Raw genomic sequence first — 20,115 nt, forward strand, 5'->3', positions numbered from 1 at the left:
GCTCAGGTGCTCATGAGGGACCATAACCCCTCACCCGGCGCTTTGCGCCGACCTCTCCCGATGGGAGAGGTGTTCGAACGTGCGGCACTATCGTTGCGTCAAGAAGCCGACCACCGCGTCAGTGAAGGCGTGCGGCTGCTCGACATTTGAGATGTGGGCGGCATCGATGATGGTCATGCTGGCGCCGGGAATTTGGCTGCGGATCAATTCGCCCGCCGAAATTGGGGTTGCCATGTCGTGGCGGCCGGCGATCACCAGCGTCGGGCTCTTGATCTTCGGCAGCAGCGCGCGCTGGTCGAGCGTCGACAGCGCCTCGCAGCAAGCGAGATAGCCCTCGACCGGGGAGGCCACCAGCATCGCCTTCATCTTCGCGGTAATCTGCGGCTCGCGCTCGCGGAAGTCGGCCGTCAGCCAGCCGGCGATCACGGTATCGGCGACAGCGGCGATGCCGCCTTCCTTGACCGCCTTGATCCGGTTCAGCCAGTTGGTCGGATCGGGGTAGTAGCAGCTCGTGTTGGCGAGGATGATCTTGCCAAACCGCTCCGGCGCGTGGGCGCCCAGCCATTGCCCGACCATGCCGCCCATCGACAGGCCGCACCAATGCACCTTCTCGATGTTGAGGTCGTCAAGGATCGCCAGCACGTCGCGGCCGAAGCGCTCCATCGAATAGGGACCGGGGGCCACGGTGGACTTGCCATGGCCGCGGCGGTCGTAGCGGATGACGCGGAACACCTGCGTCAGCGCCTTCATCTGCGGCTCCCACATCTGCAGCGTGCAGCCGAGCGAGTTGGAGAGCATCAGGGTTGGCCCGCCGTCGCGGCCCTCGACGGAGACGTTGAGCAGGCACCCGTCGGCATCGATCATGGGCATATGGCGGGGTCTCCGTTTTGGAGCATGATCCGGAAAAGTGCGCAGCGGTTTTCCGAAAGGATCATGCTCAAACCATTAATCTTGGTCGAGGCTGTCGAGCAGCCGGTCGATCAGGGCCTGGGAAGCGCCTTGATAGGCCATCGGCTCGAACAATGCCGCAATTTTCTCCGGCGCAAGATGCGCGGTGACGTTCGAATCAGCCGTGAGCACGTCGCGCAAATGCTTCTTCTCGGCGACCGCCTTCTTGCTGGCGGACTCGATCAGGTGATGCGCCTCGCTCTTGCCGATTGTTTCGGCGAGCGCGAAGGTGACGGCTTCCGCCATGATCAGGCCATGCGTCACGTCGAGATTGGCGCGCATGCGCGCGACGTCGACGTCGAGTCCTTCGGCGATATCGACGATGGCAGCAAGCGCGCCGGAAGCGACCAGCATCAACTGCGGCAGCGTCGGCCATTCCGCGTGCCACGGGCCGGCGCTGCGCTCGTGATCCTGGACCTGGGCCGCGAAGATCGTCGCGGCCAATTGCGGCGCCATCGTAGCAGCCCCAAGCGCGCTTGCCGCTGCGACCGGATTGCGCTTGTGCGGCATGGTCGAGGAGCCGCCGCGGCCTTCGCCGGCGGGCTCAAAAGCTTCGGCGACGTCGGTCTGCATCATCAGCGAGACGTCGCGGGCGATCTTGCCGCAACTGCCGGCAAGAATCGCAAGGCTTGATGCCGCCTCGGCGATTCGGTCGCGATGGGTATGCCAGGGCGCTTCGGGCAATTGCAGGTTCAACTCCTGCGCAAGCCGCTCGGCGACGACAAGCCCCTTGTCGCCAAGCGCTGCGAGCGTGCCGGCGGCGCCGCCGAATTGCAGCGCGAGGCCTTCGCGGCGGAGCCGCCGCAGCCGGCAGCGTGCGCGGGCAAGGCTTGCGGCATATTCGGCAGCCTTCAATCCGAACGGCTTCGGCAGCGCGTGCTGGAGCCAGGTGCGCGCGACCATGGCGGTGTTGCGGTAGGTGCGCGCCAGTGCAGCGAGCCCTTTGATGGCGCGGCTGAGGTCGGCGTCCAGCGCGTCGATCCCGGCGCGAAGCATCAGCATGGTCGCAGTGTCGATGACGTCCTGGCTGGTCGCGCCCCAGTGCACGTAGCGCGCCGCCTCTGCATCGGCCCTGGCGACGCCGGCGGTCAGCGCCTTGACGAGGGGGATCGCCAGATTGCCCGACCTGGTCGCGGCTTCGGCGAGCGCGGCAAGGTCGTACGCGGCCGCCTTGCAGGCGGCTTCGATCGGGCCGACCGCGCTTGCGGGAATCACGCCGGTGGCAGCTTCAGCCCGGGCCAGCGCTGCCTCAAATTCGAGCATGTTTTGCAGATAAGCCCGATCATCGCAGATCGCGCGCATGGCGGCGCTCGACAGCATCGGCGCAAGCAGGGGGGAGAGGGATGTGCTCATGTTGCGCGGGACCTAACCACCATGGGCCGCGTCTGCCAATCCCCAACCGTTCACGCAAGCTTTTTGCAGTTGCGAATATGCATTGCATGTGATCGTCGGTCGCCCTTTCCTTTGCGGCTGCCCTGCGTTACTTGAGCAGCGTTACGTCAGTGATCACGGGAGGCAGCCTATGGCCATGACAATGAACGGCGAAGTTCAGCTTGCGGCGTCGCGCGAATCCGTATGGACCAAGCTCAACGATCCCGAGGTGCTGAAGGCCTGCATCCCCGGCTGCGAGGAACTGGAGAAGACCGAAGACGGCGGTTTTCGCGCGGTCGCCAAGATGAAGGTCGGCCCGGTGTCGGCGCGCTTCAAGGGCAAGGTCATGCTCAGCGATCTCGACCCGCCGAACGGCTACAAGATAACAGGCGAAGGCGAGGGCGGTGTGGCCGGCTTTGCCAAGGGCGGCGCGGCGGTGAAGCTGTCTGAGAAGGATGGCGGCACGCTGCTCTCCTATGATGTCGAGGCGCAGATCGGCGGCAAGTTGGCGCAGCTCGGCCAGCGCCTGATCAACGGCGCTGCCAAAAAGCTGGCCGACGAATTTTTTGCGAATTTCGCCAAGGCGGTACAGGGTTAGCTCTGCGCCTAAAGGCATAACTGCCTGCATTTCGGGCGATGTTGCCCGAAGGTGCAATGGCCCATATGATGGGTTGGAATAACTATAAGAACCGCTTCGCCTGACAGGGCGGGGTGCTGACCAGAGAGTCCTGATGGCCAAAATCTCCCTTATCGTGAATGGCAATCCCGTCAATGCCAATATCGACCCCCGCACCCTGCTGGTGCAGTTCCTGCGCGAGCATCTGCGGTTGACCGGGACCCATGTCGGCTGCGACACCTCGCAGTGCGGCGCCTGCGTCGTGCATCTCGACGGCAAGGCCGTGAAATCCTGCACCACGCTCGCGGTGATGGCCGACGGCCACGAGGTCAAGACCATCGAGGGGCTGGCCGCCGACGGCGCGCCGCTGCATCCGATGCAGGAGGCCTTCCGCGAGCATCACGGCTTGCAGTGCGGCTTCTGCACGCCCGGCATGATCATGACCGCGATCGACATCGTGCATCGCAAGGGGCACGAGCTCGACGACCACACGATTCGCGAAGAGCTCGAAGGCAATCTCTGCCGCTGCACCGGCTACCAGAACATCGTCGCCTCGATCGCCGCCGGCGCGAAGGCGATGGCGAAATCCGATCTCGCGTAAACCGACATTCGCGCGCATCTCGCGATCAGGAAGTCCATTATGTACGAATTCAAGTATCATCGCCCTGGGACCGTGCGGCAGGCGGCCAATCTCCTGGTGAAGAACGAGGACGCCAAGGTGATCGCCGGCGGCCATACGCTGATCCCCGTGATGAAGCAGCGCCTCGCAAGCCCGCCGCATCTCGTCGATCTCTCGCATATCGAAGGTCTCGACACGATCGAGATGAAGGGCCGTTCGCTGGTGATCGGCGCCACGGCGAAGCACGCCGATGTCGCGACGTCGGCCATCGTGGGTGAAGCGATCCCGGCGCTCGCGAGCCTTGCCGGCGGAATCGGCGATCCGGCGGTCCGTCACAAGGGCACGATCGGCGGCTCGCTCGCCAACAACGACCCGACCGCGGACTATCCGGCGGCGGTGCTGGCGCTCGGCGCCACCATCGTCACCAACAAGCGCCGTCTGAAGGCGGAAGAGTATTTCCAGGGCCTGTTCACGACCGCGCTCGAGGCGGATGAGATCATCACGAAGGTGATGTTCCCGCTGCCGAAGAAGGCGGCCTACGTCAAATTCCGCAACCAGGCCTCGCGCTATGCGCTGGTTGGCGTGTTCGTGGCGCGGCGTCCGTCGGATGTGCGCGTCGCCATCACCGGCGCCGGCTCGGACGGCGTGTTCCGCGTCACTGCGTTCGAGGAAGCCTTGAAGAAGCGCTTCTCCTCGAAGGTGTTCGACGGCATCGACGTGCCGGCCGAAGGCCTCAACAGCGATATCCACGGCAGCGCGGAGTATCGTGCGCACCTGATCGGGGTGCTGACGCGGCGCGCCGTCGACGCTGCCAACGCCAAAGAGTAGCGCACGATCCGGAAAAGTGTGCAGCGGTTTTCCGACAAGATCATGCGCAAATAAAAGTTGCCCGGACCGGGCGTAGCGAGACTGGCTCTTTCATGACTGCAGCGGCACTGCCGGCATCGGTCGATGCGATGCTCGAACTCCTCACTTCGCGCGGCTATCTTGCGGAGCGGTCGCTGGCGACGGTGACGTATCTGTCGCTGCGCATGGGGCGCCCGCTGTTTCTGGAAGGCGAGGCTGGCGTCGGCAAGACCGAGATCGCAAAAGTGCTGTCGACCGCGCTGGGACGGAAGCTGATCCGCCTGCAATGCTATGAGGGCCTCGACGTCTCTTCCGCGGTCTATGAGTGGAACAGCGCCGCACAGATGATCGCGATCCGGATGGCGGAGGCCGCCGGCGACACCGATCGCGAGCAGCTCTCGTCCGACATCTTCGCCGATCGTTATCTGATCAAGCGGCCGCTGCTCCAGGCGCTGGAGCCGGACGTTGCCGGCCCGCCGGTGCTGCTGATCGACGAGCTCGATCGCGCCGATGAGGCGTTCGAGGCGTATCTGCTCGAAATCCTCAGTGACTTCCAGGTGACCATCCCCGAATTCGGCACCGTGAAGGCGCCGCATCCGCCGATCGTCATCATTACCTCCAACCGCACCCGTGAGATCCACGACGCGCTGAAGCGGCGCTGTCTCTATCACTGGGTTGACTATCCCTCCGCCGAGCGCGAGCTCGCGATCATCAAGACGCGCGTGCCTGGCATCTCGGCAAAGCTGTCGCAGCAGGTGGTGCGTTTCGTGCAGGCGCTGCGCAACCAGGATTTCTACAAGTCCCCGGGCGTCGCCGAGACCATCGATTGGGCGACGGCACTCTCCGAACTCGACGCCCGCTCGCTGACGGCGCAGGTCGTCGGCGACACGCTGGGCGCGCTGCTCAAGTATCAGGACGACATCGTCCGCATGCAGGGCGATGCCTTGCAAAAGGTGCTGAAGGACGCGACGAGCGAGTCGTAAGGTTTCGTCATTCGGGGCGCGGCAAAGCGCGAAACCGGAATCTCGCGCTGCAACCTCTGGATTTCGGGTTCACGCTTCGCGTGCCCCGGAATGACGGAGGAGGGGATAGACCATGGCCATCAATCACCTTGCGCCTGACAAGACCGAGCAGTTCGCCGACAACATCGTCGGTTTCGCCCGCGCGCTTCGTGCTGCCGGTCTTCCCGTCGGCCCCGGCGCGGTGATCGATGCCGTCAACGCGCTCCAGGTGATCGACATCGGCAGCCGCGCCGACGTCTTCACCACGCTAGAGGCGATCTTCGTCAAGCGCCACGAGCATGCGCTGATCTTCAGGCAGGCCTTCAATCTGTTCTTCAGGCCTTCCGAAGAGTGGAAGCACATGCTGGATTCGGTGCCGCTGCCTGATCATGCCAAGAAGAAGCCGCCGCCGGCCTCCCGCCGCGTCCAGGAGGCGCTGTCGCAGCCGCAGATGACGGAGACGCCGCAGCACCAGGAGCAGGATCTGCGCCTGTCGGTCTCCGACAAGGAAATCCTTCAGAAGAAAGACTTCGCGCAGATGAGCGCGGCGGAGATCAGCGAAGCGCTGCGCGCAATCGAGAAGATGAAGCTGCCGCAGGCCGAGCTCCTGACGCGCCGGCATCGGCCCGATCGGCGCGGGTTGCGCCTCGACCTGCGCCGAACCTTACGGGCCTCGCTGCACACCGGCGGCGACATCATCGACATCCACCGCCTCGGGCGGATCGAGAAGCCGGCGCCGATCGTGGCGCTCTTGGATATCTCGGGCTCGATGAGCGAATACACCCGCCTGTTCCTGCATTTCCTCCATGCCATCACCGACGCGCGCAAGCGCGTCTCCGTCTTCCTGTTCGGCACCCGCCTCACCAACGTCACCCGTGCGCTCCGCCAGCGCGATCCGGACGAGGCGCTGGCAAGCTGCTCGGCGGCGGTGGAGGACTGGGCCGGCGGCACGCGGATTGCGACCTCGCTGCACAACTTCAACAAATTGTGGGCGCGGCGCGTGCTGAGCCAGGGCGCCATCGTGCTCCTGATCTCCGACGGGCTGGAGCGCGAGGCGGACTCCAAGCTCGCCTTCGAGATGGACCGGCTGCACCGCTCCTGCCGCCGGCTGATCTGGCTGAACCCGCTGCTCAGGTTTGGCGGCTTCGAGGCCAAGGCCCAGGGCATCAAAATGATGCTGCCCCACGTTGACGAATTCCGCCCGGTGCATAATTTGAGTTCGATCCAGGAGCTGATCAAGACGCTCTCCCAGCCGCTGCCGCCGCATCACCGCAGCCTGATCCGTTCCGCAGCTTGAGAGGTAGGCCATGCTCGATCGCGACGAGGATATCCTGAAGGCGGCGGAGGACTGGCAGAAGGCCGGCCATGGCGTAGCGCTTGCAACGGTGGTCGAGACCTGGGGCTCGGCACCGCGGCCGGCGGGCTCGAGCCTCGTGATCAACGACGACGGCACGTTTTTGGGCTCGGTGTCCGGCGGCTGCGTCGAAGGCGCCGTGGTCACCGAGGCCATGGACGTGATCGAGACGGGCAAGCCGAAAATGCTGGAGTTCGGCGTGGCCGACGAGACCGCCTGGAACGTCGGGTTGTCCTGCGGCGGTACCATCCGTGTCTTCGTCGAGAAGGTTGGCTAGCCGTGAAGCTCGAAACCCTGCACGAACTCAATGCCGAGCGCGCCGCGCGGCGGCCGGTCATCCTTGTCACCGACACCGAGAGCGGCGAGCAGCGGCTGGTGAAGGCCAAGGACTTTGCCAAGGATCCCCTGCGTGTCGAGCTGGAGAAGCAGCTCCGCACGGGTAAGAGCGGCAATGTCGAGGCCGGCGACAAGAAGCTGTTTCTCAACGTCTATGCGCCGACCGCGAAGATGGTGATCGTCGGGGCCGTCCATATCAGCCAGGCGCTGGCGCCGATGGCGCGCTCGCTCGGCTATGACGTCACGGTCGTCGATCCCCGCACGGCCTTTGCGAGCGCCGAGCGATTCCCGGACGTGCCGCTGATCGCGGAATGGCCCGACGTCGCGCTGCCGCCGCTCAACATCGACCACTACACCGCCTTCGTGGCGCTGACCCACGATCCCAAGATCGACGATCCCGCGCTGCTGCATGCCTTCGAGCGCGACTGCTTCTATATCGGCGCGCTCGGCTCGCGGAAGACGCATGCCAAGCGCGGCGACCGGTTGCGGGCGCAGGGTGCGAAGGATAGCGACATCGCGCGCATCCATGCGCCGATCGGCCTTGCGATCGGTGCGGTCTCGCCGTCCGAGATCGCTGTGTCGATCATGGCCGAGATCACGGCGCAACTCCGCCTGCCTCCGAAAGAAAAAGAAGTAGCGGCATGAAATTCGGCCCGGCGAGTCCGAAGGATGCGATTGGAGGGGTGACGGTCCACACCCTGCGCCAGGGTCCGCTGGTGCTGAAGAAGGGCACGACGATCGGCCCTGGCGAGGTCGAGGCGCTGACACGCGCCGGCATCAAGGACATCGTCGTGGTACGCATGGAGCAGGGCGACGTCTCCGAGGACGTCGCGGCCGCCAGCATTGCCGATGCTGTTGGCGGCGAGGGCATCCATGTCGAGCGCGCTTTCACCGGCCGCGCCAATCTGTTCGCGGCGCGCCCCGGCGTGCTGGTGATCGACCGCGCGGCGGTCGATCGTATCAACAATGTCGATGAAGCCATTACCTTTGCGACGCTCTCCGCCTTCAAGCCGGTGGTCGAGGGCGAGATGGTCGGCACCGTGAAGATCATCCCGTTCGGCGTCGAGGGCGGTTTGCGTGATGCCGCGGTGAAGGCCGCTGGCCGCGACGTGCTGCGCGTTGCGCCTTACGTGATCAAGCGTGTCGGCGTGGTCTCGACGCTGCTGCCGGGCCTGTCCTCCAAGGTCGTCGACAAGACGCTGCGCGTCACTGCCGAGCGGCTGGCGCCTGCGGGGGCTAACATCATCGCCGAGCGGCGGGTGCCGCATGAGGAGACGGCGCTATCGGCGGCGATCAAGGAGCTGCTCGGACTTGGCGCCGAGCTCGTCATCGTGTTCGGCGCCTCCGCGATCGCCGATCGCCGCGACGTGATCCCGGCGGCTATCACCGAGATCGGCGGCGCGATCGAGCATTTCGGCATGCCGGTCGATCCCGGCAATCTGCTGCTGATCGGCCGCGCCGGCCAGGTGCCCGTGCTGGGCGCGCCGGGCTGTGCGCGCTCGCCGGTGGAAAACGGCTTTGACTGGGTGCTAATGCGGCTCCTCGCCGGCATCAAGGTGACGCGCGCCGAGCTGATGGGTATGGGTGTCGGCGGCCTGTTGATGGAGATCGTCACGCGGCCGCAGCCGCGCGCAAAACCCGAGACCGAAGGCAACAGCCACGTCGCTGCGATCGTGCTCGCCGCCGGGCGGTCGACCCGGATGGGCGGGCCAAACAAGCTGCTCGCCGAGCTCGAGGGCAAGAAGCTGGTGCGGATCGCGACCGAGCAGGTGCTGGCCTCAAAGGCGTCCGAGGTGATCGTCGTCACCGGCCATCAGGCCGAGCTGGTCGAGCAGGCGCTTAGGGGCTTGAAGGTGAAGTTCGTTCGCAATCCGGATTTTGCCGGCGGCATCGCAAGTTCGGTCAAGGCCGGCATCGCGGCCGTGCCGGAGACCTGCGATGGCGCGCTGGTCTGCCTTGGCGATATGCCGCTGATCGATGCCGGGCTGGTCGACCGCCTGATCGACAGTTTTGCACCCGACCGCGGCAATCTGATTGCCGTGCCCGTCAGCGAGGGCCGCCGCGGCAATCCTGTGCTGTGGTCGCGCCGCTTCTTCAGCGAATTGATGACGCTCGACGGCGACATCGGCGCGCGCCATCTGATCGCCAAGCATGCGGAAGTCGTGGCCGAAGTCCCCGTCGATGGCGAGAGCGCCTTCCTCGACATCGATACGCCGCAAGCGCTGGAAGCCGCGAGACGCGGATAGAGATGCCGTAGGGTGGGCAAAGCGAAGCGTGCCCACCACTTCTCCCGCCAATCGACGAAAGATGGTGGGCACGGCGCAAGAGCGCCTTTGCCTACCCTACAAATCGGGTCTGCTTGCCGCCTCCCAATCTCCCGATTTCAACCACTCGTTCACCATCTGGAAACGACCGGCCGATAAGGTCTCCTCCGCCTGCCTCGGGGGAGGGGAATTTCCATGGCTTCGAACGTCGTCGCGCGCCGTTGCGCGATGTTTTTCTTTGGGCTGAGCGTTGCTGTGGCAGGGGCCCGCTACGTCACGGATGCACACGCCGCCGGCGCCTTCGCGGTCGGCAAGTGCGGCGCCTATGGTCATGCCTATGACTTCCCCGGCGAAGCTGCGGCGCGCGCCGCCGCACAAAAGCAGTGCAAGGGCGAGTGCACGACCGTGACCATGAAGCGCGCCTGCGCCGCGATGTCAGTCGATCTCGCCAATCCCTGCGGCGCTTATGGCTACGCCGTGAAGCCGAAGATCTCGACGACGCTCAACGCCGCCACGCGCGAATGCTACAAATATGGCGGCAAGGAATGCGTCATCCGTGCCTGGGCCTGCGACGCGAAGGGTTGAAGCCCCGCACGCGGTCGTTGGTGATGGCTCGGCCGATCAGGCCTCTGTCTCGATCGACCAGGGGACCTTCGCTTTTACGAAATCCGACCACGCCTTCCTGAGACGCGGTTCGGTACCGACCATCGCGTGTGCCTGCCAGCCGGCGATCGCGGCTGCCGCAGTGCTGCCGTTTGCGGACTCCGTGCCGATATCCGCGAGCAGCGAAGCCGTTGTCGCCATGTCGTTATAGATGCCGAGCTCGTGCTGCAAATCGGCCAGTCTGTCCGAGAAGCGTTTTGCAGACTTGCGCTGCCCATAGAGCGGCAACAGGAAATCAGCGACATAGCGCAGCTTCTTCACGGCGAGCCTCACGCAGTGCAGCTCATCAGGGGTGAGCGACTTGAAGCGGCGGCCGCGCTTGAGCACCTTCGCATGCTGGGCCGACAGAATACGCCGTGCGAAATTCATGGCGAGCTCGGCCAGTTGGCCCAAACGTTCCGCAGCGACTTCGCTGCGCCAGCCGCGCGTTTCGATCCAGCCGCCAAGCCCGATCACGAACGACGCAGCCCGGCGGTCGCCCAGCACCAGGCGCGCCTTGTCGTAGGAGGACGTCCGGCGTTGTTCTACGGCTTGATCCAGTGCGTCGAAGCCGGCGATCGAGGGGCAGCCTTGCGCGACGGTGCGCAGCGTGTCGTTCTGGAAGACGTCCCACTCGCGCGCGGCGGAGAGATTTTGTCCCAGCCACCTGGCCTCTGCGCGCAGCAGGTCGAGCTTGCTCTCCGATAGGACCGATTGCATCAGGTGCATGGCGGATCGCAGGCGGCGCAGGGCGACGCGAAGCTGATGAATCCCTTCGGGATCGCGGCCGTCCTCGGCGGCGGGAAGCGACTGGAGAAGATGAAGGAGACAGGCGCGCAGGATCGCGGCAAAGGTCTCATCGAGGGAGGCCGATGGATCGAGGCGCAGCTTGCGCGGCCTTCTTGCCGCCGGCGGGGTGTCGGCGGCAAGGTCAAATCCGCGCGCCGATTTGCTGCGGATGGATGGTTTCACCGGTCCATGCTCGGCGAGCCGCAGCGCAAGCTCGTAGACTGCGGACACGCTACCGGACTTGAGCTCGAGCTCGATCTCGCTGACCGGCATCGATCGATCGCCGGATTTCAGGAAGCCCTGGTCGAAAGCGACCTCGACGGTGCCGGATGGCAGGTCAACGATGCGCTGATGCCGGTGGATGTCGGTGGTGAAGACCGCCTCGAGCGGACGACGATCGAGATCCGTGCGCAGCTTCTCCGGGATGAACGGCAGCGCCAGCGCGACATCGGCAGCAGCGGAGGGTACGCTTGCCTCCCATTCGCCACGCCTGAGCGGATCGTTCTCGGAGTCGGCCTTCACGGTCTGTGTGAACCGAGCGCCGCTCTGGCGCACCCTGAAGCTCAATCCATGACGACGAAGCGCACGCTTGGGCGTGTCGTAGTAGATGGCCTTGAGGTGCTTTCGTGTGCCCTTGTTGCGCGCGTTCGCCGTGATGATCGGTGCATTGTTGAAATCCGCCAGGCGATCAGCGTCCACAAGCAGCTTGAGTTCGAGTTCGGCGGCGCGTGGAGCAACGTCACCGGACGGGGAGACATCCTGTGCAGGCGTCTCACCACCAGACGGCCTGGCGTCAGCGCCAAGGCCTTCGGCGTCCGAGACGTCGCCGTGCGCGAGCGCATCGTCAATGCGAGGCTCTTGTTCCGTGCGGGACGCGACAGAGTTCTTGGTTTTCTTCCTGTCTTCTGTGCTTCTCGTCCTGTCCTCCGGGACGTGATGGCCGTTGGACCGAGGTACATTACGCACGGTTTCGAAGGCCGGCTTCATGGCGCCAGATTCGGACATAGGATTTGTGTGACAGTTTGATGACAGTGCCGTGATGTATAGCCGACTCGACTCGCGTGGGGAAGCGGTCCCCGGTTGCATCGAGTTTGAAATTTTCCCGCTGTGAACAAATAGGTCAACCTGAGTTACATTCATCCTCAGATAGCACTCACTCGAGGAATTTTATTTCTCGATGCGTGGCAAGCGTGGGGAAAATCATGCAATTCGACACCAAGATCGCCGTCGTGATCCGCACCGATCTCCAAGCGTGGCAGAAGCTCAACGTGGCCTCGTTCCTCACCAGTGGAATCGCCGCCAACTTTCCCGAATGCATAGGCGAGCCTTACGAGGACGCGTCCGGGACCAAGTATCTTTCCTTGATCGGTCAACCGATCCTGATCTACGGCGCCGATGGTCCTGCACTGTCCCGCGCGCTCGATCGCGCGCTGACGCGCAATGTCACGCCCGCGGTCTATACGGAGGACATGTTCTCGACCACGCATGATGCTGCCAATCGCGAGGCGGTGAGGGCGGTCAGCCGCGCCGATCTCAATCTCGTTGGCATCGCGATGCGCGCCGAGCGCAAGGTGATCGATAAAATTTGCGATGGTTTGAAGTTCCATCACTGACATGTTCGCTCGCGCGTAAACCACTGTCACCGGATGTGTCTTCGCATCGTGTGCGCAAACATTGTGCTGTTTGACGTCAATCAAGGGCGCGCCGCTCGCGGCCATTAGTCTGCTTCCCGCAAATGCAATGGACTTTGCACAAATGCAAAGGACTTTGCACGAATGCAAAGGAGCAGACCGATGCCGACCATGAAAGCTGCCGTCGTCACCAGTTTTGGCAAGCCGCTCGAGATCAAGGATGTACCACTGCCGCAGCCTGGTCCTGGCGAGGTCCTGGTCAAGGTGAAGGCTTGCGGGGTCTGCCACACTGATTTGCACGCAGCGTCCGGCGATTGGCCGGTTAAACCGGTTCCGCCCTTCATTCCGGGGCACGAGGTCGCCGGCTCCGTCGCTGCGTTGGGACCCGGCGTCACCGACCTCAGGGTGGGCGACGCTGTCGGCGTCGCGTGGCTGCACGATTCGTGCATGGCTTGCGAATATTGCGAGACCGGCTGGGAGACGCTGTGCGAGCATCAGCACAACACCGGCTACAGCGTGAATGGTGGCTTTGCCGAATACGTCATCGCCGCTGCCGCGTTCGCGGCGAAGCTGCCGGCCAATATCGATTTCGCCGGCGTCGCACCGATCCTCTGCGCCGGCGTGACGACCTACAAGGGATTGAAGGAGACCGAGGCACGGCCCGGCGAATGGGTAGTGATCTCGGGCGTCGGCGGTCTCGGCCATGTCGCGATCCAATATGCCAAGGCGATGGGGCTCAAGGTCGCCGCCATCGACATCGCCGAAGACAAGCTGGCGCTGGCGCGCACGACGGGCGCCGATCTCGCAGTCAACGCGCTGAATGCAGATGCCGTCGACAAGGTGCTGGCCGCGACCGGGGGAGGGGCGCATGGCGTGCTGGTGACCGCCGTCTCAACGGCTGCCTTCGCGCAGGCGCTGAAGATGGCGCGCCGGAAGGGCACCGTCAGTCTCGTCGGTCTGCCGCCCGGCGAATTCCCGACCCCGATCTTCGATGTCGTGCTGAAGCGCATCACCGTGCGCGGCTCAATCGTCGGCACGCGCAGGGATCTCGATGAGGCCATCGCTTTTGCGGCCGACGGGAAGGTGCATGCTGAGGTCACCAAGGTCCCGCTCGCCGAGATCAACACGGTGTTCGAAAAGATGAAGGCCGGCAAGATCGACGGCCGCATGGTGCTCGATTTTGCCTAGATTAATTTAGCGCCGGCGTCTCACGCCGGCGGCATGGTGTCGAACTTGGGCAGGCTCGGATCGAGGCGATCCCAGTCATGACCGCGCGCTGCATAAGTTATCACCTGCGGCTTGTAGCGGGCCGGCTCGTCGAGGCTCGCGGCGCGGACGGTGAAGATGTCGGGCTGTGCTGCGAAGGTCATGTAGACCGGCAAACCGCACACGGAGCAGAAGGCGCGCGTCTTCACGTTGCCGCTGTCGCCGACCATGTCCCATTGCTTGGCCTCGCCCGTCACCGTGACGCCAGGGCGCGCGAAGGTAAGGTACGAGCCGTGGCCGGTGCCGCTTTCACGTTGACAGTCCCGGCACTGGCAGTGGTTGGCGAAGAGGGGCTCACTGGCAATCGAATAGCGGATCGCGCCGCAGGCGCAGCCGCCGGTATAGGGCTTGTTCATCGCGGGATCTCCCACTCACTGTTCGCCGCTGATCTCGTCGAGCTGCCGGACGACCTTCTTCCAGCCTCCGCTCATGACCGCGTAGGCGGAGTCGTTTCTGGGCATGACGAAGCCCGCATGAACCAGACGGATCCGCGTTCCGGCGTCGACTGGGGTGAGGGACCAGGTCACGATCGTGTCGAGCGGCGCGCCGTAGCCGGTGTTGCGCTCGTCGCCGCCCTTCCAGGCATAGACGAGACGCTGGTTCGGGATGACCTCCAGAACCCGGCAATGAATCACTCCATCCCAGGCGCCTCCCGGCGTGGTTTGGAAGGTGAAGGTGTTGCCTTCGATCGCCTCGAAGCCGGTCGGCGGCATCAGCCAGCGCGCGATCAACTGCGCGCTGGTCAGCGCCTTCCAGACTGTCGCGGGTGTGTGAGGGAAGACCTCTTCAATGGCGATGTCCCGGATATTCGCTTGGGTCTCGGCTTTCAACTCGGCTGCACTCACGGATCGATCTCCTTCAAGAGGTCACGCAGGTTCTGGAAGCGCTCGCGCCAGAAGACGCCATAATGATCCATCCACTCGACCAGAGGCTCGAGTCCCTGCGGCGCGGCGCGGTAGTAGACGTTGCGCCCCTCGGCGCGTTCGGCGACGAGGCCCGCCTGTTTCAGCGACTTCAGGTGTTGCGAGATCGCGCCCTGGGTCACGCCGCTGCCGCGCGTCAGCTCCGCGACGCAGATCTCCTTGCTCTGGAAAACACGCTCGAACACGGCGCGGCGGGTTGGATCGGCGAGAGCGCGCATGACGGTGGTGACGGAGTTTGGAGCGGCTTCGAGCATGCCATTAAATTAGCGTACGCTAATGAATTAGTCAAGGCTAATTTGTCCGAGGTGGATGTTTTCAGGCGAATCCAATTGACGATGACTGACCAGTCAGTCATAAATTACAGATGTCAAAGAAGCCGACCAAACCCGTCATGTCATCCGCAGTCCGCGCCAAGAGCGATGCGCACGAAGCCGGCGAAGCTGCCGCTCCCGGATCAAACCGCGCCACGCGCGCGGCGGAGCGGCGTGCGGCGATCGTGGAGGCGGCTCTGGAAGAGTTCATCGCGCGCGGCTTTGCGGCGACGCGGCTCGACGACATCGCCAAGCGCGCGGGCGTGGCGAAGGGCACGATCTACCTGCACTTCAAGGACAAGGAATCCATGTTCGAGGAGCTGGTGCGCATCGTCATCGTGCCAGTGGTCGAGCGGCTCACCACGCTGCCGCCGCCGACCGGCTCGGTGCGCGATCTCGTCGAGGCCTTTGCGACCAATTTCCTGAAGGAGGTTGCGAACACCAGGCGCGGCGATCTCGTGCGCCTGATCGTGGCGGAGGGGCCGCGCTTTCCGGCCGTGGCCGACTTTTACTATCGCGAGGTGGTGTCGCGCGGGATGGCCGGCATGCGCGCGCTGATCGAACTCGGGATCGCCCGCGGTGAGATTCAGCAAAAGAACCTCGCGCGCTTTCCCCAGATCCTGGTCGCGCCGGCGCTGATCGCGGTGATCTGGCAGAGCCTGTTTGCGCGGCATTTCCCCCTCGACGCGCAGGAGATGCTGCGCGTCCATCTCGATTTGATTTTTGGCGAACGGAGGACGACATGAGGTCGTCGCAAACCATTTCTCACCTCATCCTGAGGAGCGCGGAACGCGCGTCTCGAAGGATGAAGGCCCGGTTGTTGCCCCTCGCCCTTCGAGACGCCGCTTCGCGGCTCCTCAGGGTGAGGGTTCGACAGAGGCATCTGCCGCCCCAGGCGATTCAGTTTTCGGTGCCTCTCGCGCGACTCTGTGCGATCGCGGCCCTGGTGCTTGCAACCGGGCTTGCCGCCTGCAAGGAGAGCCGCGATCCCGGCTTCCAGGGCTGGGTCGAGGCCGACATGATCTTCGTCAGCCCCGATGAGGCCGGCCGCGTCACCAAGCTCAACGTCCGCGAAGGCGACGAGGTGAAGGTCGGCGACGCCCTTTACTCGGTCGACGACGATCTCCAGCTTGCCGATCTCAATCAGACCAAGGCGACGCTGGCGAACGCGCAGCAGACCCATGATCGTGCGGAGTCGCTTAGAAAGACCGGCTCCGGTACGCAGGTGACGCTCGATTCTGCCGTCTCGGACCTGCGGGTCGCTGAGGCGCGCGTGGTGACCTCGGAGACGCGGCTGGCGCGGCGCAAGGGTTTTGCGCCGGTTGCCGGCACCATCCAGCAGATCTATTTCCGCGAGGGCGAGATGGTGGCGGCGCAGCGGCCAGTGCTGTCGATCATGCCGCCGGGCAACATGAAGCTGCGCTTCTTCGTGCCGGAGACCGAGCTGCCCAAGCTTGCGATCGGCGATCAGGTGCGGGTCGCCTGCGACAATTGTGCGGCCGATCTCACCGCGAAGATCTATTTCATCGCGACCACGGCCGAATACACCCCGCCGGTGATCTACAGCCTCGATGAGCGCAACAAGCTCGTGTACTTGATCCAGGCGCGGCCGTCGCGGCCCGATGCGCTGCGCGTGGGCCAGCCGATCAGCGTGTATCTCAATCCCAAAACTCCGGTAGCGGACAAGCGATGAGCGGGACAGCCGGCAACGGTATCGCGATCGACGTCAAAGGACTGACAAAGTCCTTTGGCGGCCGCGAGGTCGTGCACGATCTGTCGATGCAGGTGAAGCGCGGCTCGATCTACGGCTTTCTCGGTCCCAACGGAAGTGGCAAGACCACGACCATTCGCATGCTCTGCGGGCTTCTGACGCCCGACAGCGGCGAGGGCACCTGTCTCGGCTACGACATCAGGCGCGATGCCGATCGCATCAAGCGCCAGGTCGGCTACATGACCCAGCGCTTCAGCCTGTATCAGGACCTCTCGGTGCGCGAGAACCTGGAGTTCGTTGCGCGGCTCTACGGCATGCGCGATGCGCGCGGCGCGGCAGGCGAGATGATCAAGCGGCTCGGTCTGTCGGGCCGCGAGGAGCAGCTTGCGGGCGAGCTCTCCGGCGGCTGGAAGCAACGGCTGGCGCTGGGCGCTTGCACGCTGCCCAATCCGCAACTCCTGCTGCTGGACGAGCCGACCGCCGGCGTCGATCCCAAGGCGCGGCGCGACTTCTGGAACGAGATCCATGCGCTCGCCGCCGAAGGCCTCACCGTGCTGGTGTCAACTCATTACATGGACGAGGCCGAGCGCTGCCACGAGATCGCTTACATCGCCTACGGCCATCTCCTCACCCATGGCACGGTCGACGAGGTGATCGCGAAATCCGCGCTCACCACCTACACCGTCACTGGCGATGATTTGAACGGGCTCGCCGCCGAGCTCACCGGCAAGCCCGGCGTCGACATGGTGGCGCCGTTCGGCACCTCGCTGCACGTCTCGGGCCGCGACGTCGCGGCGCTGGAAGCCAGTATCGCGCCCTTGCGCGACCGGGATGGCATGCACTGGCAGAAATCGCATCCCTCGCTCGAAGACGTCTTCATCGAACTCATGAACCGCTCCAGGGACAATTTCCAATAAGGACAATTTCCAATGAGCGTTACAGACATATCGGATCACGGTCACGACATCCGCGAGCGCTTCGGCTTCTGGCGGCGCTCCTATGCGATGGTGGTGAAGGAGTTCATCCAGCTCCGCCGCGACCGCGTCTCCTTCGCCATGATCGTGATCATCCCGGTGATGCAGCTTCTGCTGTTCGGCTATGCCATCAACACCACGCCGCACAATCTGCCGAGCGCCGTCCTGCTCCAGGAGGATAGCGATCTCGCGCGCTCCGTGCTGAAGGCGCTGGAGAACACCGCCTATTTCCGTTTCACCCGCGAGGTGCACGACGTCGACGAGTTCGACAACCTGCTGAAGTCCGGTAAGGTGCTGTTCGGCGTCGAGATCCCGCGCGGCTTCGAGCGCGCGGTGCGGCGCGGCGACAAGCCGGCGCTGCTGGTCGCCGCCGATGCGACCGATCCGGTCGCGGCAAGCGCAGCGCTCGGCTCGCTCGGCATGATCGTGCAGACCGCGCTCCAGCACGATCTCTACATCGGCGATCCCCCGGAGATGCCGTTCGAGATCCGTGCGCACGCCCGCTACAATCCGGCCGCGTCCTCGCGGCTGAACATCGTGCCGGGCCTCGTCGGCACCATCCTGACCATGACCATGCTGATCTTCACCGCGCTGTCCGTCACGCGCGAGGTCGAGCGCGGCACCATGGAAAGCCTGCTCTCGATGCCGATACGGCCGGTCGAGGTGATGTTCGGGAAGATCATCCCTTACGTGCTGGTCGGCTTCATTCAGGCCTTCCTGATCCTCTCGATCGGCGTGTTGCTGTTCGGCGTGCCCGTGCTCGGCAGCCTCACCTTGCTGGCGCTGCTTTCGACGCTGTTCATCACCACCAATCTCGCAATCGGCTACACGTTCTCGACCATCGTGCAGAACCAGCTCCAGGCCATGCAGATGTCGATGATGTTCTTCCTGCCGAGCATCTTGCTGTCCGGCTTCATGTTCCCGTTCGCTGGCATGCCGGTCTGGGCACAATATCTCGGCGAGGGCCTGCCGCTGACGCATTATGTGCGTATCGTCCGCGCCATCATGCTCAAAGGCGCAACCGTCCAGAACCTGCAATATGACACTTTGGCGCTGGCAGCCCTCATGCTGGTCGCCATGGTCATCGCCGTGACGCGCTTCCGCCGCACGCTCGATTGAGGCAAAATGCCCCGCAACGACGAGGGGCGAGATGGTCAGTTTTGCGAGCAGGACCGGCGGGCAGAAGGCCGCGATATCGGCGGATTTCGAGCACGAGCTGGCGCGCGAGGTACTGCGGACCGAGCTGTTGCGCGTGAAGGCGCTGATCGTGACGGGATGCGTCATGATCCTGTTCATCACTGCGATGTACCTGATCGCCCCGAGCGTCGTGGACCGGGTCTGGCACGGGACGTCCGGGCTGATCCAGGTCTATAGCCTGCTGATCGGATTTGTCCTGTTCGAGGTCTGGGTTCAGTCCCAGATCAGGCGAAATCTCAGGCTCGATCGGGACGTGCCGGTGGTCAGGCGGTACATCGGGACGCTGATCGAGACCTCGCTGCCGACGGTCATCCTGGTCCTGGAGATCCGCAGTATGGGGGCAATCCCTGCACTCGGTTTTGCCGTGCCCCTGGTCTATTTCATCTTCATCATTCTCTCGACGCTGCGCCTCGATTTCTGGTTGTCGGCCTTCACCGGATTCGTGGCGGCTGCCCAGCTCCTCGCCGTCGCACTCTATTTCGATCCCGTCAGCGGCGCCGGCGAGCCTCAGGCCTATTTCCATGCGGTGCGCAGCTGCATCATCCTGGTCTGCGGCGTGCTCGCAGGCGCCGTCGGCGCGCAGCTTCGCCGCCAGTTCGCGGCAAGCATCACGGCAGCTACCGCGCGCGACCGCGTCACAAACCTGTTCGGCCAGCACGTCTCGCCGCAGGTCGTCGAGCGGCTGATGGCGGAGGGGACCAGCGCGGGCGGCGACATCAGGCGTGTCGCGGTGATGTTCGTCGACTTCCGCGGCTTCACCGCCGGCGCACGCTCGCGCTCGCCGCAGGACGTGGTCGATCGGCTCGACGGCGCCTTCGCCGTGCTGGTCGACATCCTCGATCGCCATGGCGGCATCGTGAACAAGTTCTTGGGCGACGGTTTTCTCGCACTGTTTGGGGCACCGCTCGCCGCATCCGACGCCGCGCACCGGGCCGTCGCTGCCGGCCGCGAGATGCTCAGCGCGATGGACCACATCAACGCGCAATCGAGCTGGCCGCTGCGGATCGGCATCGGCATCCATTTCGGCGAGGTCGTCGCCGGCAATATCGGCTCACCCCGGCGCAAGGAGTATACGGTGATCGGCGACACCGTGAACTTTGCCTCAAGGCTGGAGGCGCTGAACAAGGATTTCGGCTCGCAGCTCCTGATTTCGTCCGCGGTGCGCGATGTCCTCGGTGACGATGGCGACGATGCCGTCGCGCTCGGAGAGGTCGAGGTGCGCGGCTACGAGCGGCCGATGGCGGTTTTTCAGTTGGGGTAGTGGACTCCGATGCCCGTCATTCCGGGGCGCCCTAAGGGCGAACCCGGAATCTCGA

22 protein-coding genes are annotated in these 20,115 nt (G+C 64.4%); 16 read left to right on the forward strand and 6 right to left on the reverse strand.

Features of this window, described 5'->3' with window-relative positions:
• Positions 1-87: 87 nt before the first annotated feature.
• Positions 88-870 carry a 3-oxoadipate enol-lactonase gene (gene pcaD / locus SO180_RS02220; RefSeq protein ID WP_449377206.1) on the reverse strand — a complete coding sequence of 261 codons (783 nt, stop codon included), beginning with the start codon at positions 868-870 and terminating at the stop codon, positions 88-90.
• A gap of 75 nt (positions 871-945) precedes the next feature.
• Complete coding sequence (locus tag SO180_RS02225; protein WP_449377207.1) at positions 946-2,301, reverse strand: 3-carboxy-cis,cis-muconate cycloisomerase; 1,356 nt, start codon at positions 2,299-2,301, stop codon at positions 946-948.
• Positions 2,302-2,470: 169 nt separating this feature from the next.
• Here SO180_RS02225 and SO180_RS02230 point away from each other — a divergent pair, with 169 nt between their 5' ends.
• The 9 genes from SO180_RS02230 (at position 2,471) to SO180_RS02270 (ending at position 9,940) form a co-directional block, all read left to right on the forward strand.
• A complete protein-coding gene (locus SO180_RS02230) occupies positions 2,471-2,917 on the forward strand; it encodes an SRPBCC family protein (RefSeq protein WP_449377208.1) in 447 nt (148 codons plus the stop codon).
• Between the two features lie 133 nt (positions 2,918-3,050).
• A complete protein-coding gene (locus tag SO180_RS02235) occupies positions 3,051-3,536 on the forward strand; it encodes a (2Fe-2S)-binding protein (RefSeq protein ID WP_449377209.1) in 486 nt (161 codons plus the stop codon).
• 39 nt (positions 3,537-3,575) lie between these two features.
• On the forward strand, positions 3,576-4,382 hold the full coding sequence (locus SO180_RS02240) for an FAD binding domain-containing protein (RefSeq protein ID WP_449377210.1): 807 nt from the start codon (positions 3,576-3,578) through the stop codon (positions 4,380-4,382).
• A gap of 92 nt (positions 4,383-4,474) precedes the next feature.
• Positions 4,475-5,383, forward strand: a complete 909-nt coding sequence (locus SO180_RS02245; protein ID WP_449377211.1) for an AAA family ATPase — start codon at positions 4,475-4,477, stop codon at positions 5,381-5,383.
• A 112-nt stretch (positions 5,384-5,495) separates the two neighbouring features.
• On the forward strand, positions 5,496-6,698 hold the full coding sequence (locus SO180_RS02250) for a vWA domain-containing protein (protein ID WP_449377212.1): 1,203 nt from the start codon (positions 5,496-5,498) through the stop codon (positions 6,696-6,698).
• 10 nt (positions 6,699-6,708) lie between these two features.
• Positions 6,709-7,032, forward strand: coding sequence for an XdhC family protein (locus tag SO180_RS02255; protein WP_027525321.1), 324 nt, complete (start codon positions 6,709-6,711; stop codon positions 7,030-7,032).
• A 2-nt stretch (positions 7,033-7,034) separates the two neighbouring features.
• The gene (locus tag SO180_RS02260) at positions 7,035-7,736 is read left to right on the forward strand and encodes an XdhC family protein (RefSeq protein ID WP_449377213.1); all 702 of its coding nucleotides are present in this window, start codon (positions 7,035-7,037) and stop codon (positions 7,734-7,736) included.
• Complete coding sequence (locus SO180_RS02265; RefSeq protein WP_449377214.1) at positions 7,733-9,337, forward strand: NTP transferase domain-containing protein; 1,605 nt, start codon at positions 7,733-7,735, stop codon at positions 9,335-9,337. Before SO180_RS02260 ends, SO180_RS02265 begins: the two co-directional genes overlap by 4 nt.
• Positions 9,338-9,550: 213 nt before the next feature.
• Positions 9,551-9,940 carry a DUF4189 domain-containing protein gene (locus tag SO180_RS02270; RefSeq protein WP_449377215.1) on the forward strand — a complete coding sequence of 130 codons (390 nt, stop codon included), beginning with the start codon at positions 9,551-9,553 and terminating at the stop codon, positions 9,938-9,940.
• A gap of 36 nt (positions 9,941-9,976) precedes the next feature.
• Here the strand turns inward: SO180_RS02270 and SO180_RS02275 are convergent, their stop codons facing one another.
• Positions 9,977-11,773, reverse strand: coding sequence for a CYTH and CHAD domain-containing protein (locus tag SO180_RS02275; RefSeq protein WP_449377216.1), 1,797 nt, complete (start codon positions 11,771-11,773; stop codon positions 9,977-9,979).
• Positions 11,774-11,988: 215 nt separating this feature from the next.
• On the opposite strand from SO180_RS02275, the gene SO180_RS02280 reads away from it, so the two are divergent.
• Both SO180_RS02280 and adhP read left to right on the forward strand, forming a co-directional pair.
• On the forward strand, positions 11,989-12,399 hold the full coding sequence (locus tag SO180_RS02280; protein WP_449377217.1) for a DUF2000 family protein: 411 nt from the start codon (positions 11,989-11,991) through the stop codon (positions 12,397-12,399).
• A 180-nt stretch (positions 12,400-12,579) separates the two neighbouring features.
• Complete coding sequence (gene adhP / locus SO180_RS02285; RefSeq protein WP_449377218.1) at positions 12,580-13,605, forward strand: alcohol dehydrogenase AdhP; 1,026 nt, start codon at positions 12,580-12,582, stop codon at positions 13,603-13,605.
• A 20-nt stretch (positions 13,606-13,625) separates the two neighbouring features.
• On the opposite strand, the gene SO180_RS02290 is transcribed toward adhP, so the two are convergent.
• The 3 genes from SO180_RS02290 to SO180_RS02300 are packed head-to-tail and all read right to left on the reverse strand — an operon-like array spanning position 13,626 to position 14,860.
• A complete protein-coding gene (locus SO180_RS02290) occupies positions 13,626-14,039 on the reverse strand; it encodes a GFA family protein (protein ID WP_449377219.1) in 414 nt (137 codons plus the stop codon).
• Positions 14,040-14,054: 15 nt separating this feature from the next.
• Positions 14,055-14,528 (reverse strand): SRPBCC family protein, encoded by a 474-nt coding sequence (locus tag SO180_RS02295; protein WP_449377220.1) that lies wholly within the window; start codon positions 14,526-14,528, stop codon positions 14,055-14,057.
• The gene (locus SO180_RS02300) at positions 14,525-14,860 is read right to left on the reverse strand and encodes an ArsR/SmtB family transcription factor (RefSeq protein ID WP_449377221.1); all 336 of its coding nucleotides are present in this window, start codon (positions 14,858-14,860) and stop codon (positions 14,525-14,527) included. The genes SO180_RS02295 and SO180_RS02300 overlap by 4 nt, the downstream gene beginning before the upstream one ends.
• Before the next feature lie 110 nt (positions 14,861-14,970).
• Between SO180_RS02300 and SO180_RS02305 the strand changes: the two genes are divergently transcribed.
• Genes SO180_RS02305 through SO180_RS02325 form a run of 5 tightly spaced genes read left to right on the forward strand, consistent with a single transcriptional unit; the run spans position 14,971 to position 20,060 of the window.
• On the forward strand, positions 14,971-15,663 hold the full coding sequence (locus tag SO180_RS02305) for a TetR/AcrR family transcriptional regulator (RefSeq protein WP_449377222.1): 693 nt from the start codon (positions 14,971-14,973) through the stop codon (positions 15,661-15,663).
• Positions 15,660-16,610 (forward strand): HlyD family secretion protein, encoded by a 951-nt coding sequence (locus tag SO180_RS02310; RefSeq protein WP_449377223.1) that lies wholly within the window; start codon positions 15,660-15,662, stop codon positions 16,608-16,610. Before SO180_RS02305 ends, SO180_RS02310 begins: the two co-directional genes overlap by 4 nt.
• Positions 16,607-17,545 (forward strand): ABC transporter ATP-binding protein, encoded by a 939-nt coding sequence (locus SO180_RS02315; RefSeq protein WP_449377224.1) that lies wholly within the window; start codon positions 16,607-16,609, stop codon positions 17,543-17,545. The genes SO180_RS02310 and SO180_RS02315 overlap by 4 nt, the downstream gene beginning before the upstream one ends.
• 12 nt (positions 17,546-17,557) lie before the next feature.
• The gene (locus tag SO180_RS02320; protein WP_449377225.1) at positions 17,558-18,721 is read left to right on the forward strand and encodes an ABC transporter permease; all 1,164 of its coding nucleotides are present in this window, start codon (positions 17,558-17,560) and stop codon (positions 18,719-18,721) included.
• A gap of 31 nt (positions 18,722-18,752) precedes the next feature.
• Positions 18,753-20,060 carry an adenylate/guanylate cyclase domain-containing protein gene (locus tag SO180_RS02325; RefSeq protein ID WP_449377226.1) on the forward strand — a complete coding sequence of 436 codons (1,308 nt, stop codon included), beginning with the start codon at positions 18,753-18,755 and terminating at the stop codon, positions 20,058-20,060.
• Positions 20,061-20,115 lie beyond the last annotated feature (55 nt).

It is taken from the genome of Bradyrhizobium sp. UFLA05-112 (assembly GCF_053572325.1).